14 protein-coding genes are annotated in these 14,286 nt (G+C 69.7%); 11 read left to right on the top strand and 3 right to left on the bottom strand.

Annotation, left to right across the window (positions count from 1 at the left end; all coding sequences use genetic code 11):
• Positions 1–76: 76 nt before the first annotated feature.
• Positions 77–643 carry an alpha/beta fold hydrolase gene (locus tag HGB39_RS23770; protein WP_005259286.1) on the top strand — a complete coding sequence of 189 codons (567 nt, stop codon included), beginning with the start codon at positions 77–79 and terminating at the stop codon, positions 641–643.
• A gap of 30 nt (positions 644–673) precedes the next feature.
• Here HGB39_RS23770 and HGB39_RS23765 read toward each other — a convergent pair whose 3' ends face one another.
• Genes HGB39_RS23765 through HGB39_RS23755 form a run of 3 tightly spaced genes read right to left on the bottom strand, consistent with a single transcriptional unit; the run spans position 674 to position 3,392 of the window.
• Positions 674–1,003, bottom strand: a complete 330-nt coding sequence (locus tag HGB39_RS23765) for a YnfA family protein (protein WP_005565591.1) — start codon at positions 1,001–1,003, stop codon at positions 674–676.
• The gene (gene mtr / locus HGB39_RS23760) at positions 1,000–2,385 is read right to left on the bottom strand and encodes a mycothione reductase (RefSeq protein ID WP_005565589.1); all 1,386 of its coding nucleotides are present in this window, start codon (positions 2,383–2,385) and stop codon (positions 1,000–1,002) included. The genes HGB39_RS23765 and mtr overlap by 4 nt, the downstream gene beginning before the upstream one ends.
• The gene (locus HGB39_RS23755; RefSeq protein ID WP_005259280.1) at positions 2,382–3,392 is read right to left on the bottom strand and encodes an alpha/beta hydrolase; all 1,011 of its coding nucleotides are present in this window, start codon (positions 3,390–3,392) and stop codon (positions 2,382–2,384) included. Before HGB39_RS23755 ends, mtr begins: the two co-directional genes overlap by 4 nt.
• Before the next feature lie 121 nt (positions 3,393–3,513).
• On the opposite strand from HGB39_RS23755, the gene mqo reads away from it, so the two are divergent.
• The 10 genes from mqo (at position 3,514) to HGB39_RS23705 (ending at position 14,279) form a co-directional block, all read left to right on the top strand.
• The gene (gene mqo / locus HGB39_RS23750; protein ID WP_037204597.1) at positions 3,514–5,058 is read left to right on the top strand and encodes a malate dehydrogenase (quinone); all 1,545 of its coding nucleotides are present in this window, start codon (positions 3,514–3,516) and stop codon (positions 5,056–5,058) included.
• Positions 5,059–5,122: 64 nt separating this feature from the next.
• Complete coding sequence (locus tag HGB39_RS23745; RefSeq protein ID WP_005565587.1) at positions 5,123–5,671, top strand: GNAT family N-acetyltransferase; 549 nt, start codon at positions 5,123–5,125, stop codon at positions 5,669–5,671.
• Between the two features lie 211 nt (positions 5,672–5,882).
• Positions 5,883–7,796 (top strand): VWA domain-containing protein, encoded by a 1,914-nt coding sequence (locus HGB39_RS23740; protein WP_064081034.1) that lies wholly within the window; start codon positions 5,883–5,885, stop codon positions 7,794–7,796.
• A 36-nt stretch (positions 7,797–7,832) separates the two neighbouring features.
• Entirely contained in the window at positions 7,833–8,447 is a 615-nt protein-coding gene (gene cobO, locus HGB39_RS23735) for a cob(I)yrinic acid a,c-diamide adenosyltransferase (RefSeq protein WP_064081033.1), read from the top strand.
• Complete coding sequence (locus HGB39_RS23730) at positions 8,441–9,841, top strand: cobyrinic acid a,c-diamide synthase CobB (protein WP_168442946.1); 1,401 nt, start codon at positions 8,441–8,443, stop codon at positions 9,839–9,841. The genes cobO and HGB39_RS23730 overlap by 7 nt, the downstream gene beginning before the upstream one ends.
• Positions 9,834–10,214, top strand: a complete 381-nt coding sequence (locus HGB39_RS23725; RefSeq protein WP_005259267.1) for a cobalamin biosynthesis protein — start codon at positions 9,834–9,836, stop codon at positions 10,212–10,214. Before HGB39_RS23730 ends, HGB39_RS23725 begins: the two co-directional genes overlap by 8 nt.
• Before the next feature lie 47 nt (positions 10,215–10,261).
• On the top strand, positions 10,262–11,488 hold the full coding sequence (gene cobA / locus HGB39_RS23720) for a uroporphyrinogen-III C-methyltransferase (RefSeq protein ID WP_064081008.1): 1,227 nt from the start codon (positions 10,262–10,264) through the stop codon (positions 11,486–11,488).
• A gap of 101 nt (positions 11,489–11,589) precedes the next feature.
• Positions 11,590–13,023, top strand: a complete 1,434-nt coding sequence (locus tag HGB39_RS23715; RefSeq protein WP_051055328.1) for an MFS transporter — start codon at positions 11,590–11,592, stop codon at positions 13,021–13,023.
• A gap of 56 nt (positions 13,024–13,079) precedes the next feature.
• On the top strand, positions 13,080–13,451 hold the full coding sequence (locus HGB39_RS23710) for a glyoxalase superfamily protein (RefSeq protein ID WP_005259260.1): 372 nt from the start codon (positions 13,080–13,082) through the stop codon (positions 13,449–13,451).
• A 60-nt stretch (positions 13,452–13,511) separates the two neighbouring features.
• On the top strand, positions 13,512–14,279 hold the full coding sequence (locus HGB39_RS23705; protein ID WP_005565334.1) for a trypsin-like serine peptidase: 768 nt from the start codon (positions 13,512–13,514) through the stop codon (positions 14,277–14,279).
• Positions 14,280–14,286 lie beyond the last annotated feature (7 nt).

Genomic DNA, 14,286 nt, shown 5'->3' with positions numbered 1-14,286 from the left:
TCATTACTCATGTAATGAACCATAGAACCAGGGAGGTCCGAGCGCAAGACGTCGCCGATCGCGTAGTTTTTAGCCCATGGAACTGACGCACGTGGCGGTGGGAAATGGAACCTGCACGGTCCGCATCGACGGACCGGAGAGCAAACACACCGTTCTCCTGCTACCGGGGGCCGGCGACGGACCGGATGTCTACGACGGCGTCTGCGAGCGCCTGCACAATTCCGATCTGCGCACGATCGTGCCCGAGGACATCACCGGTCTCGACGAGACGACGATCATGGCGCTGCTCGACGAACTGAAGGTCGGGTGGGTCAACCTCGTCGGCAGCCGGGAAGGAGCCGAACTGGCGTGGTCGCTGGCGGCTCGCCAGTTCGGACGCTTCGCCAGCCTCGTGGTCGCCGACCGGGGGCATCCGGCCGCACCCGACGGCGCCGGTGCGGTTCGCGGATCCGACTGCCCGCCCGTCGAACTCCCCACGACAGTGATGATCGGCAGCCCCGACCGGCGTGCCGAGGCGGACGCGAGCGGACGCTTCGTCTACTCCGACTTCCGCGTCGTTCAACTCGACGACGTCACCAACGTCCCGGCGGCCGCGGCGGCCGAGCTGGCCACCGAGATCGTTCTCCGCACCAGCCCCTGGTAGATCCCGGCCCCACGCCGAGCACGACCGTGCTCAGCGTGGGGCGTACATGATGACGGCCATGCCCAGCAGGCAGATCAGGGCGCCCGAGACGTCCCAGCGGTCCGGGCGGAAACCGTCGGCCACCATGCCCCAGATCAGCGAGCCCGCGACGAACACCCCGCCGTACGCGGCGAGGATGCGGCCGAAGTGGGCGTCCGGCTGCATCGTCGCGACGAACCCGTATGCCCCGAGCGCCGCGACACCGGCGCCGATCCAGATCCGGCCCCGGTGCTCGCGGACGCCCTGCCACACCAGCCAGGCGCCGCCGATCTCGAACAGCGCCGCGACTGCGAACAGCGCGACGGACTTGGCGACCGTCACTCGGCCGGTAGGTCGAGGCCGAGGAGAGCGTTCTCGACGACCTCGGGCAGCGCCGGGTGGATCCAGTACTGCCCCCGCGCCATCTGCTGCGCCGTCAGCCCGAAGCTCATTGCCTGGATCAGCGGCTGGATCACCGTGGACGCCTGGGCGCCGATCACGTGCGCACCGAGCAGCCGCCCGGTGCCGCGTTCGGCGATCACCTTGCACAGGCCCTCGTCGTCCTCCATCGCCCACCCGTAGGCGACGTCGCCGTACGCCTGCACCTTCACCGTGATGTCCCGGCCCGCCTCCCTGGCCTCGGCCTCGGTCAGCCCGACGTGCGCGATCTGCGGGTCGGTGAACACGGCGGCGGGAACGAACCGGTGGTCCGCGGCGCGCAGACCCGACGTGTCCTTCCACGCGTCCTGCAGGAGATTGTGCTGAACGACTCGCGCCTCGTGATTGGCGACGTGCTTGAGCTGGTACGGCGAGGAGACGTCACCGAGCGCGAACACGCCTTCGGCACTGGTCCGTTGGTAATCGTCGACCACGACGCGTCCCTCGTCGTCGAGGTCGATGCCACCGGCGGCGGCCCCGATGGCGTCCCCGTTCGACTGCCGCCCGGTCGCCACCAGGAGAACGTCACCCGAGACGACGGTGCCGTCCTCGAGTTCGACCGCGACGCCGTCACCGTCGCTGCGCACGGCTGCGACGGCGCTGCCGCGGTGCACGTCCCATTTCTTCTGGGCGAGATCCGTGAACCGGCGGGAGACGTCCTCGTCGAGGTGCCGCAGCAGGTGAGAGCTACGCGCGATCAGCGACACCCGGGTGCCCAGCGCGGAGAACACGTGTGCGAACTCGGCGGCGATGTATCCCGCACCGATGATCACCATGCGCTCGGGCAGCTCCGGCAACCGCATGATGTCGTCGTTCGTGTAGTACCGCACGCCGGATTCCCGGACCACGTCGGGGATGATCGGGCGGGATCCGGCCGCGATCACCACCTGATCGGCGGTGACGACCTCCCCGGTTCCGGTGTCGAGGGTTCGTGGGCCCACGAACGTCGCGTGCCCGCGGAACAGCGTGGTGTTCGGGCTGTCCTCGGCGCGGTAGCGCTCCCCGCCGGCCGAGATCGGGTCGATGCGGCCGAAGACCCGTTTGACGATGTCCGGCCAGCGCACCCCCTCGAGCTCCGCGTCGACGCCGTACTTCGCGGAATTGCCGACCGTGCGGGCCACCTCCGCGGCGTAGACGAACATCTTCGTCGGGATGCAACCCACGTTCAGGCACGTCCCGCCGAACGTGCCCTCCTCCAGGATCGCGACCGTCTTGTCCGCGAACCGATCGTCGGGCAGCGAGTTGCCGGACCCCGAACCGATGATCGCCAGATCGAAATGTGTCATCGGTTGGCCTCCGCGGCGTTGTGGCCGTGCAGCCAGTCGAGCCAGAGGTCCACTTCGGCGAACGCCTCCGCCCGGGGCTGGTCGGCGGACAGGAACACGTCGTGCCGGGCGCCCGCGATGGGCACGATCGTGGTGCGGTCGCCGAGGCACCCCGCCCAGCGGGCGATCTGCCGGACGTCGAGGACGGCGTCGGCCGTGTCGACCCTGGGGTCGTACCGCGGCGCGAAATACGACGCCTTGGATCGGAGGATCAGGGCGGGAACCCCGATGTCGAGACCCCGGTGCAGTTGGGCATGGCCGCGGCGTACTGCGCGCAGCCACCCGAACGTGACCGGGAAACCGCTCAGCGGCTTCCAGTCGAGGTTGTAGTTCCAGATGCCGTTGCCCTCCACGTGCAGGCTCACGCCGTATGTGTCGAGCCCGGTCTTCGGGATGATCGACTTACGTTTGACGCGCCCGAGCGCATCGACGGCCACCGTTCCCACGTTCCGCAGGTATGACGGACCCTGCAGGTCGAACCACGGGCTATTGAGGATGACCCCGCTGATGCCGAGTGCGGCGGTGCCGCCCGGCTTGCGCTGCAGGCGGTGCAGCCACAGCGGCAGAACCAGACCGCCCGTCGAATGCGCGACCAGCAGGACTTCGCCGTCACCGGTCTGTTCCCGGACCTGGCGCAACGCCTCGTTCAGTTCGGCGTCGTAGAGTGTCAGATCGGAGACGAAGTGCGGCGTCTGGCCGGGTTCGAGCGAGCGCCCGCACTTGCGCAGATCGAGTGCGAAGAACGCGTAACCCTGTTCGGCGAAGTGCTCGGCCAGGTGCTTCTGGAAGAAGTAGTCGGTGAATCCGTGGACGTAGAGCACGGCGCGGCCGGTCTTCCTCGTCTCCTGCGCGGGCTGGTAGCGGATCAGCGTCGCCTTCACCTCGCCCTCGCCGTCGGGGTCGGTGCCGAGAGGGATGGTCAGCTGTTGATAACCGTCGCCGAGAACGTCGGGAGCCCATGTAGTCACAGATCACAATCTAATGTGCGATTCGGGGGCGCGGGGAGGCGCACAATTGGGGCAGGTGATTCTCGCTCATACGCGCGGGTAACCTATCCGGCGAACACGGCAGGCGTATGCGCGTACGGCTATGGACAAGGAAGTCGATACTCCAGTGTCAGATCAGAATGCGGTAGAGACGAAAACGGATGTAGTGCTGGTGGGCGCGGGCATCATGAGCGCGACGCTGGGGGCGATCCTGCGTCAGGTGCAGCCCGATTGGTCGATCACCACATTCGAGCGGCTCGACGCAGTAGCCGCCGAGAGCAGCGACCCGTGGAACAACGCGGGCACCGGCCACTCCGCGCTGTGTGAGCTCAATTACACCCCGCAGAACGCCGACGGCACCGTGGACATCACGAAGGCCGTCAACGTGAACGAGCAGTTCCAGGTGTCGCGGCAGTTCTGGGCGCACGGCGTCGAGAGCGGTGTGCTGACGCAGCCCAAGGAGTTCATCAACCCCATCCCGCACGTGAGCTTCGTGCACGGCGAAGCCAACGCGAAGTACCTGCGGGCCCGCTACGACGCCCTCGCCGGTCACCCCCTGTTCGCGGGTATGGAGTACATCGACGCCCCCGACGAGTTCACCCGTCGCCTGCCGTTGATGGCGAAGGGCCGCGACTTCAGCGATCCCGTCGCTCTCAACTGGACCCAGGACGGCACCGACGTCGACTTCGGCGCCCTGACAAAGCAGCTTCTCGGTTACGTCGGCGCGTCCGGCGGCGTCGTCCACTTCGGGCACGAGGTCACCGACCTCACCAAGCAGTCCGACGGCACCTGGGTGGTCAAGGTCACCAACCGCCGCAACGGTGTGAAGAAGGTCGTGCGCGCCAAGTTCGTGTTCGTCGGCGCCGGTGGCGGTGCGCTGCACCTGCTGCAGAAGTCCGGCATCGAGGAGGCCAAGGGCTTCGGCGGGTTCCCCGTGAGCGGCGCGTTCCTGCGCTGCACCAACCCGGAGCTCATCGACCAGCACCGCGCCAAGGTCTACGGCAAGGCCGCCGTCGGCGCGCCGCCGATGTCGGTTCCGCACCTCGACACTCGCGTGATCGGCAACAAGCCCGGACTGCTGTTCGGCCCCTACGCCGGCTGGTCGCCCAAGTTCCTCAAGCAGGGCCGCGTCACCGATCTGCCCAGTTCGGTCAAGCCGAACAACCTGCTGTCGATGCTCGGGGTCGGCGTCAGCGAACTCGGTCTCGTCAAGTACCTGATCAGTGAGCTCGCGATGTCCGAGGCCGGCCGGATCGAGACCCTGCGGGAGTTCGTCCCGAAGGCGCTCGGCAAGGACTGGGAGCTGATCACCGCGGGCCAGCGCGTCCAGGTCATCCGTCGAGCCAAGGGCAAGGGCGGTGTCCTCGAGTTCGGCACCGCGGTCGTCAACGCCGCCGACGGCAGCATCGCCGGACTGCTCGGCGCGTCGCCGGGTGCGTCCACCGCGGTGCCCGCCATGCTCGACGTGCTGCAGCGCTGCTTCCCGACCCAGTACGAGTCGTGGAAACCGAAGCTCCAGGAAATGGTTCCGTCGCTGGGCATCAAGCTCTCCGACGACACGGCACTGTTCTCGCAGGTGTGGGACTGGACGTCGAAGGTGCTCCAGCTCGACACCAGCAAGGTGGAGGACGCGTCGGTCGCGGTCTGATGCACCGCCCGGCCCGGGTCCACGGGCGCGCACACTTGCCGGTGCTGTGCGATAGTTGCCTGTCATGACGGCAACTGCAGCACTCAAGCGTTCGTGGGCACTCGATCTCGACAACAAGACGCTCTACGAGTTGCTCAAGCTCCGCGTAGAGGTCTTCGTCGTCGAGCAGGCGTGCCCGTACCCGGAACTCGACGGCCGTGATCTGCTGGTCGAGACCCGCCACTTCTGGCTGGAACAGGACGGTCAGGTGGTCTGCACCCTCCGGCTCCTCGAGGAGCACGCCGACGGCACCACGTCGTTCCGCATCGGTCGGCTGTGCACGTCGCGGCCGGCGCGCGGTCAGGGACACACGACGCGTCTGCTGCGCGCCGCGCTCGCCGAGGTCGGCGACGCGCCGTGCCGCATCAACGCGCAGACGTATCTGGTGGACATGTACGCCAAGCACGGTTTCAAGCCGGACGGCGAGGAGTTCGTCGAGGACGGCATCCCGCACGTCCCCATGCGGCGCGGCGGCGGTGCCGCCCATGGTGTCGGCGGCGGTGCCGCCCATGGTGTCGGCGGCGGTGTCGCGTACGAGGTGGCGGAGGCGGCCCCGTCGAACGCCGGGCAGTAGGCCCCGACTAGGGTCGTCAGGTGAATGTCCGCGGGGAAGTCCTGTTCGAATCAGGCGCGGTCCCGCCACTGTGACGGATCTCTGACCGGCTGCCACCACCCTGGTTGCCGATCCGGTCTCCCAGCCAGATTGCCGCGGCGTTCGTACCGGCCAAAGCTCTCGGCGAGGAAACCGGGACGTGAAGGGATGCAGCGTGCGTACGGATCGTGAAGTGGACCAGGTTCGACCCGACTTTTCGTGGGGATTCCCGTTCAGCGCGGTGGTCGGTCAGGACCGGTTGCGGCTGGCCCTCATCCTCTGCGCGGTCCATCCCGGTATCGGCGGCGTCCTCGTGCGCGGTGAGAAGGGGACGGCCAAATCGACGGTGGTCCGTGCTCTCACCGCGCTGCTGCCGGCGGTGCACGACGAGCACGGGACCCGCCCGGCGCGACTGATCGAACTGCCGGTCGGAGCCACGGAAGACCGCGTCGTCGGTTCCCTCGACCTCGAGAAGGTCCTGCGCGACGGTGAGCGCGCGTTCCAACCCGGACTGCTGTCGGCCGCCCATCAGGGTGTTCTCTATGTCGACGAGGTCAATCTTCTGCACGACCATCTGGTCGACGTGCTCCTCGACGCGGCGGCGATGGGCCGCGTCCACATCGAGCGTGACGGCATCTCGCACTCGCACGCCGCGCGGTTCGTGCTGGTCGGCACGATGAATCCTGAGGAGGGCGAGCTCCGGCCGCAGCTCCTCGACCGGTTCGGGCTGGCCGTCGACGTCGCCGCGTCGCGGGAGGTGGACGTGCGCATGGAGGTGGTCCGGCGTCGACTGGACTTCGAGCGTGACCCCGCACGGTTCGCCGAGCGCTACGCCGAGCAGGACGCCGCCTTGGCCGCCGCCATCCTCGAGGCCCGCGACCGGCTCGACTCCGTCGAGCTCGACGACGTCGAGTTGCGCCGAATCTCTTCTCTCTGTGCGTCGTTCGACGTGGACGGCATGCGCGCCGATCTCGTCCTCGCCCGGACCGCGACCGCGCACGCAGCATGGCGTGGCGCCGGCGCCGTCACGGCGGAGGACGTGCGGGTCGCCGCCGAGCTGACCTTGCCGCACCGCCGCCGTCGGGATCCGTTCGACGAACCCGGCCTCGATGAACAGCAGCTCGACGACGCTCTCCGTCAGGCCGACGAGGACGCCAGGTCCGGTGCCGAGGAACCGCCGGAGCAGGAGCCGGGACCTCCGCCCGGGACCCCGCCCGGACCGGACGGCGGGGACACCGACCCCGAGGGGCCCGACGATCCAGACGGTCCCGGAGGCGGGGCTCCGGCACCCCCCGAACGCCGGGCCGGGCCGACCGGCACCCAGTTCACCACCAAACTCCTCGAGGTACCCGGAGTCGGCGAGGGCGCGCCGGGCCGGCGTTCCCGTTCGCGCTCCTCCCGCGGTCGCGCGGTGCGCTCGACCGCCGAACAGGGGCACGGACTCCACCTGGTGGGCACGCTCTTCGCCGCCGCCGAGCGGCAGGTGGCCCGCGGCCGGAGCGCCGGTCGGATGATCCTCGACTCCGCCGATCTGCGCGGGGCGATTCGCGAGGGCCGCGAGGGCAACCTCGTGGTGTTCGTCGTGGACGCGTCCGGGTCGATGGCGGCCCGGGACCGATTGTCGGCCGTCACCGGTGCCGTCGTCTCACTGCTGCGCGACGCCTACCAGCGCCGCGACAAGGTGGCGGTGATCACGGTTCGAGGACGAGCCGCGGAACTGGTCCTGCCGCCCACCTCGTCGGTGGACATCGCCGTCCGCCGCCTCCGAGGAATGAAGACTGGAGGCAAATCCCCACTGGCAGAAGGATTTCTGCGTGCGCGTGAGGTCGTGTTGCGGGAACGTCTCCGCGATCCGCAGCGTCGCGCGCTCGTCGTCGCACTGACGGACGGGCGGGCGACGGGCGGCAAGGACGCACTGCACCGGGCCAAGGTGGCCGCGGGGTTGCTCGCCGACAGCTCGGTCGCGTCGGTGGTCGTCGACTGCGAGACCGGCATGGTCCGGCTCGGGCTGGCCGCGGAGCTGGCCCGCCGGCTGCGGGGCGGCTACGTCCGCCTCGGTGAATTGTCCGCGCAGCAGGTCGCGGGCGTCGTCCGCGCCGCAGCGTGATCCGGACGCGGATTCGGTAGGGGAGAGAGAAGACACATGCCCAAGGGTGTTCCCGAGAACGTTCCGAACGACGGCCTCACCACACGTCAACGACGCAACGCTCCGGTGCTCGCGGTGCACACCGGACCGGGCAAGGGGAAGTCGACGGCCGCGTTCGGTATGGCGCTGCGTGCCTGGAATCAGGGATTCGATGTCAGCGTGTTCCAGTTCGTGAAGAGCGCCAAGTGGAAGGTGGGGGAGGAAGCAGCCTTCCGCGCCCTCGGCAAGCTGCACGAGGACACCGGTGTCGGTGGGGCGGTGCAGTGGCACAAGATGGGCGAAGGCTGGTCGTGGACGCGCAAGCACGGCAGCGAGGAAGACCACGCCGCCGCGGCCGCCGAGGGATGGCGCGAGATCGCCCGCCGGCTGGGAGCCGAGGAACACCGGTTCTACGTGCTGGACGAGTTCACGTATCCCCTGAAGTGGGGGTGGGTGGATGTCGACGAGGTGGTCGAGGTCCTGCAGAACCGCCCCGGCAACCAGCACGTGGTGATCACGGGCCGCGACGCCCCGCAGGCACTGATCGACGCGGCGGATCTGGTGACGGAGATGACCAAGATCAAGCATCCGATGGACGCCGGCCGGAAGGGCCAGCGGGGCATCGAGTGGTGACCACGCTCTCCGCGGCGCCCGCGGTGGTCATCGCAGCCCCCGCATCGGGTAGCGGAAAGACCACCGTCGCAACCGGTCTGGTGGGAGCGCTGCGTGAGTCGGGCTGCGCGGTGGCACCGTTCAAGGTCGGCCCCGACTACATCGACCCCGGATACCACGGGCTCGCGGCCGGACGGCCGGGACGCAATCTCGACCCGGTCATGGTGGGCGCGCAGCGGATCGCCCCGCTCTACCGGCACGGCAGTTCGGGATGCGACCTCGCGGTCGTCGAGGGCGTCATGGGCCTGTTCGACGGGAAGATCGACGCCGCGTCGCAGGAGCCGTCGGCCGAGGGATCGACGGCCCAGGTGGCGGCACTGCTCGGCGCCCCGGTCGTGCTCGTGGTCGACGCCCGCGGGCACAGTCAGAGCCTGGCCGCGGTCCTGCACGGCTTCTCCACCTACGACACCGGGGTCCGCATCGGCGGGGTGATCCTCAACCGGGTGGGAAGTCCGCGGCACGAACAGGTACTGCGGCAGGCATGCGAGCGCGTCGGACTTCCCGTGCTCGGCGCCGTGCCGCGGATGGCCGAACTGGAGGTCCCGTCCCGGCACCTCGGGCTGATCCCGGCGGCGGAGCACGGTGCCGACGCGGTCGACGCCGTCGACGCGATGACCCGATTGGCCGCCCGCCACCTCGACCTGCCCGCCATCCGCGCGCTCGCGGCCTCGGCGGTCGACGGGCCGGTGTGGGACCCCGCCGCCGAGGTCGGGCCGATTCCACCCGGTCCGCGCCCGACCGTGGCGATCGCCGGGGGCCGGGCGTTCACGTTCGGGTACGCCGAACACCGCGAACTCCTGGGTGCCGCCGGTGCCGACGTCATCACGTTCGACCCCCTGCACGACGCGTTGCCGCCCGGCACGAGCGGCGTGGTGCTGCCCGGTGGTTTCCCCGAGGAGCACGCCGTCGCCCTCGCGGAGAACTCCGCGCTCCTGACACAGATACGCGCACTCGCGACAGCGGGGGCGCCGATCCATGCGGAGTGCGCCGGTCTGCTCTACCTCGCCCGCAGCCTCGACGGCCACGCGATGGCCTCCGTGGTCGGGGTCGACGCCTCGTTCGGGTCCCGTCTCACGCTCGGGTACCGCGAGGCGGTGGCGGTCACGGACTCCACACTCTTCGCGGCAGGTGAGCGGGTGGTCGGCCACGAGTTCCATCGCACGTCGCTCGCCGCGGCCGAGGCGGACGGCTTCGCACCGGCCTGGGGCTGGCGACCCTGGGACGGCGACCCTGCGCGTGAGGGTTTCGTGCGCGGCGGGGTGCACGCCTCGTACCTGCACACGCACCCCGCGGGTCACCCGGAGGCGATCACCCGTTTCGTGGCCGCAGCCCGGACCTTCGCCGCGCATGGGTGACGTCAGCGTCGGCGTCGGGTTCCGTGCGGCAGCGGGCAGCGCGGACGTCCTGGCCGCCGTCCGGCACGTGCTGACGTCCACGAACCTGGGTCCGGACGCGACACTGGACTGCCTGTGCACCCTCGACCGCAAGGCCGCGGATCCGGCTGTCCGCGATGCGGCAGCGGCGTTGGGTGTCCCCGTCCGCGGATTCGCCGTGGGGGAACTGGCCGCCGTCGAGGTGGCGAACCCGTCGGACCGGGTGCACTCGGCGACGGGATCGCCGAGCGTCGCGGAAGCGGCGGCGGTGCTCGGCGCGGGCGGAGGGCCCCTGATCATGACCAAGTGGTCCGCGAATGGCGTCGTCGTCGCGGCAGCCCGTAAAGTTTCGTAGGTTCGAGACGAGACGTGCAGGATTTTCTGGAGAAACGGGGAGAGCGCGTGACTGCTGCCACCGGAGACGAGACCAACTACCTGGTCGGACTCAATTTGGCCGATCGTCGTGTGGTCGTGGTCGGTGGCGGAACAGTGGCACAGCGCAGGCTCGGGCTCCTGATCGCATCGGGGGCGCGGGTGCACCTGATCAGCCGCGCGGTCACGCCGGCGGTCGAGGGGATGGCCACGGCGGGACAGATCACAGTGGAACTTCGCGAATACCGGGACGGCGACCTCGCCGACGCCTGGTACGCCATCGCGTGCACGGACGAACCGGACACCAACGCGGCGATCGTCGCCGAGGCGGAGCGGAATCGTGTGTTCTGTGTCCGCGCCGACAACGCCCGCTTCGGCACCGCCGTCACTCCGGCGAGCGCGAGCTACGACGGGATGAGCTTCGGCGTGCTGGCCGGCGGCGACCACCGCCGGTCCGCCGCAGTGCGCACCGCCCTCGTCGAGGGCCTGCAATCCGGTGTGGTCGCAGACACCGCCGAGTCACCGGCGGCCGGTGTCGCACTGGTGGGCGGCGGTCCGGGGGACCCCGATCTCATCACCGTGCGCGGCCGGCGACTGCTGGCCCGGGCCGACGTGGTGGTCGCCGACCGCCTCGCCCCGCCGGAACTGCTCGCCGAACTGGGCTCCGACGTCGAGGTCATCGACGCCGCGAAGATTCCCTACGGCCGTGCGATGGCGCAGGAGGCGATCAACGCCGCCCTCATCGAGGGCGCGAAGGCCGGCAAGTTCGTGGTGCGGCTCAAGGGCGGCGACCCGTATGTGTTCGGGCGCGGCTACGAGGAACTCGAGGCGTGCGCCGCGGCGGGCGTGCCCGTCACGGTCGTCCCCGGAATCACCAGTGCCATCTCGGTGCCGTCGGCCGCCGGCATCCCGGTCACTCACCGGGGCGTCACCCACGAGTTCGTCGTCGTCAGCGGTCACGTCGCCCCCGACCACCCGGATTCCCTCGTCGACTGGTCGGCGCTGGCCCGGTTGAAGGGCACGATCGTGCTGCTGATGGCCGTCGAGCGCATCGAGGCGTTCGCGACGGTCCTGATGGAGGGCGGACGTCCGGTGGACACCCCGGTCACGGTCATCCAGGAGGGCACGCTGCGCACGCAACGCACCGTGCGCGCCGATCTCCAGACCGTCGCCGCCCGGGTGAAGGAAGAACAGATCCGGCCGCCCGCCATCGTGGTCATCGGGCCCGTGGCCGGGTTTTCTGTGGACGCTGGGTAACGTGAACCCTCGTGTCTGAATCCCGAGTGCCCGAAGGCGCATCCGCGTCGAACAAGTCTGCGGCGAGAGCCACGGTGAATCCGCCCGCCGCCACCCGTGTGATGGGGCTTGCGATCATCGTGCTGAGCGGGCTGCAGATGATGGTGGTCCTCGACGGCACCGTCGCCAACCTGGCGCTCGCGCCGCTGCAAGCCGATCTCGGTCTCAGCGACAGCGGCCGCAACTGGGTGCTGACGTCCTACGCGCTGGCGTTCGGTGGCCTCATGCTCCTCGGCGGACGGCTCGGCGACGCGTTCGGCCGGAAGAAGATGTTCGTCGGCGGTGTCGCCCTGTTCACCGTCGCCTCGCTGCTGTGCGGTCTCGCGGTGGGCGAGTTCATGCTGATCGCCGCCCGGTTCCTGCAGGGTGTCGGCGCCGCGGTGGCGTCCCCGACGGCGCTGGCCCTGGTCGCGACCACGTTCGCGGCCGGACCTGCGCGTAATCAGGCCATCGCGATCTTCGCGGCCATGACGGGCATCGGATCGATCGCGGGCTTGATCATCGGCGGCGCGCTCACCGAGGTGTCGTGGCGACTGATCTTCCTCATCAACGTGCCCATCGGTGTCGTCATCGTGGGGTGCGCGTTCGTGGCATTGAAGGAGACCGCGGGCGAGCGCCTGGCCCTCGACGTTCCCGGGGCGGTTCTCGCCACGGTCGCGGCGACGGGCGTCGTATTCGCGCTGACCGAGGGTCCGGAACTCGGCTGGGGGAGTCCCTACGTGATCGGGGCGCTCGTCGCCGGACTGCTGCTGTTCTGCGCGTTCCTGTACGTCGAACGGACCGCCGACAACCCGCTGCTGCCGTTCTCCCTGTTCCGCGACAAGAATCGGGTGGCGACGCTCGTCGCGATCTTCTTCGCCGGTGCCGTCATGTTCACCGTCGCCGCCTTCGTCGCGTTGTTCGTCCAGGACATTCTCGGTTACAGCCCCCTCGAGGCGGGCCTCGCGTTCATCCCGTTCGCGTTCGGCCTCGGCGGCGCGGCCGCGGTGGCGTCCAAGCTCGCCGTGCGGATCCAGCCCCGGTGGCTCGTGGTCGCCGGCGCGGCGATCATGGTGGTCGGGCTGCTCTACGGCTCGACCCTCGACAGTTCCGCCACCTACCTCGGCAACCTGTTCGTGCCGGTCATCGGGATCGGATTCGGTGTCGGACTTGCCGTCGTCCCGCTCCCGCTGTGCGCCATCGCCGGAGTGTCGGAGACGGAGATCGGTCCGCTCGCCGCCATCGCCCAGGTGGCGCAAACCCTCGGCGGACCCCTCGCCCTGGCCGTCATCGGGGCGATGGCCACCTCACGCACGCTGTCCCTCGGCGGCATCTCCGGCAAGGTCGCCGACATGAATCCGACGCAACTCGAGGCGCTCGGCAACGGGTACACCTTCGCCCTCGTCGGCAGCGCAGGCTGCGCCCTCATCGCGGGACTGGCCGCGATGTTCATCCGCTTCACCCCGCAACAGGTCGCGCAGGCGCAGGCCGCCGAGAAGGCCGCGCAACAGGCGTGAACGCGGTCCGGCCCGGTTTCGGCCCGGTTGTCGGACGCCGTCTATAGCATCCGGTCATGGATTACAAAATCGAGCTGATCATCCTGCCGGTGTCCGACGTGGACCGGGCCAAGACGTTTTACGCCGACCAGGTCGGCTTCGTCGTCGATCACGACCACCGCGTGAACGAGAACGTGCGTTTCGTCCAGCTCACACCGCCCGGGTCGGCGTGCTCGATCGCCGTCGGTGAGGGCCTGGTCGACACCCCGCCCGGCTCGGTGCACGGGTTGCAGATCGTCATCGACGACGCCGATGCCGCCCACGCCGAGCTGTCGGCCCGCGGCGTTCCCGTCAGCGAGGTGCAGGACCTGGCGTGGGGGCGCTTCGTTTACTTCGCCGATCCCGACGGCAACGAGTGGGCGCTGCAGCAGCTTCCGCCACGCAGCTGACCGGCGGCCGGTAGCAGAAATCGGCCTACCCGAGCGCGACGAGCGGAGCATGATGATCCTGTGGTCACGCCCTCCCGCTCGTCCGTCACGGGGGCAGCCGCGGTGGTCCTGCTCCTGGCTTCCTGCGTAGCCGGGGGTTCGGCCGCCGCCGCGCCTGCGCCCGACGCACCGGATCCTCGCGTCGGCCCGCTGTTCCTGGCCGGCACACCGCTCCACGTCTGCACCGGATCGGTTCTGGACAGCGCGGACGGCGACCTCGTGCTCACTGCCGCTCACTGCATCGCAGGGTCCGGGGGTGCGCTGTCGTTCGCACCCGGATTCGATCGTGGCGTGTCCCCGTTCGGACTGTGGACGGTGTCCCAGATCTACGTCGACCCCGCTTGGCTGGAGTCGCAGGACCCGCAGCACGACTACGCCGTTCTCCGGGTGGCCCCGAGCGGAACCACTGTGCCGGCGTCCGTCGAATCGGTGGTCGGTAGGGGATTCGAGTTGGCGTCCGCGCCCGAACCCGCGACAACCGTGGCCGTGACCGGCTATCCGACCCTCGGTGACGGTCCGGTGTCGTGCACCGCCGCGACCACGTCGACGGACAGCTACCCCACGGTGGTCTGCGACGGGCTGGGCGAGGGAACGAGCGGCGGCCCGTGGATCACGGGTTCGCGGGTCGTCGCCCTCGTCGGCGGCCTCGACCACGGCGGGTGCACCGACTCGGTGTCCTACTCGCCGACGTTCGGTTCCGGAACGATCGCCCTGCTGGACCGCGCGGAGCGTCGCGGTGCCGGCGACTCGACACCGTTCGCCCTCGCCGGCGCCTGCACCCGATCCTGACCGACCG

Origin of the sequence: Rhodococcus opacus (genome assembly GCF_012396235.1) — a bacterium.
GTDB lineage: Bacteria > Actinomycetota > Actinomycetes > Mycobacteriales > Mycobacteriaceae > Rhodococcus_F > Rhodococcus_F opacus.
The sequence above is the reverse complement of the archived record's forward strand: the minus strand, read 5'-3'. Positions and strand labels throughout refer to the sequence as shown.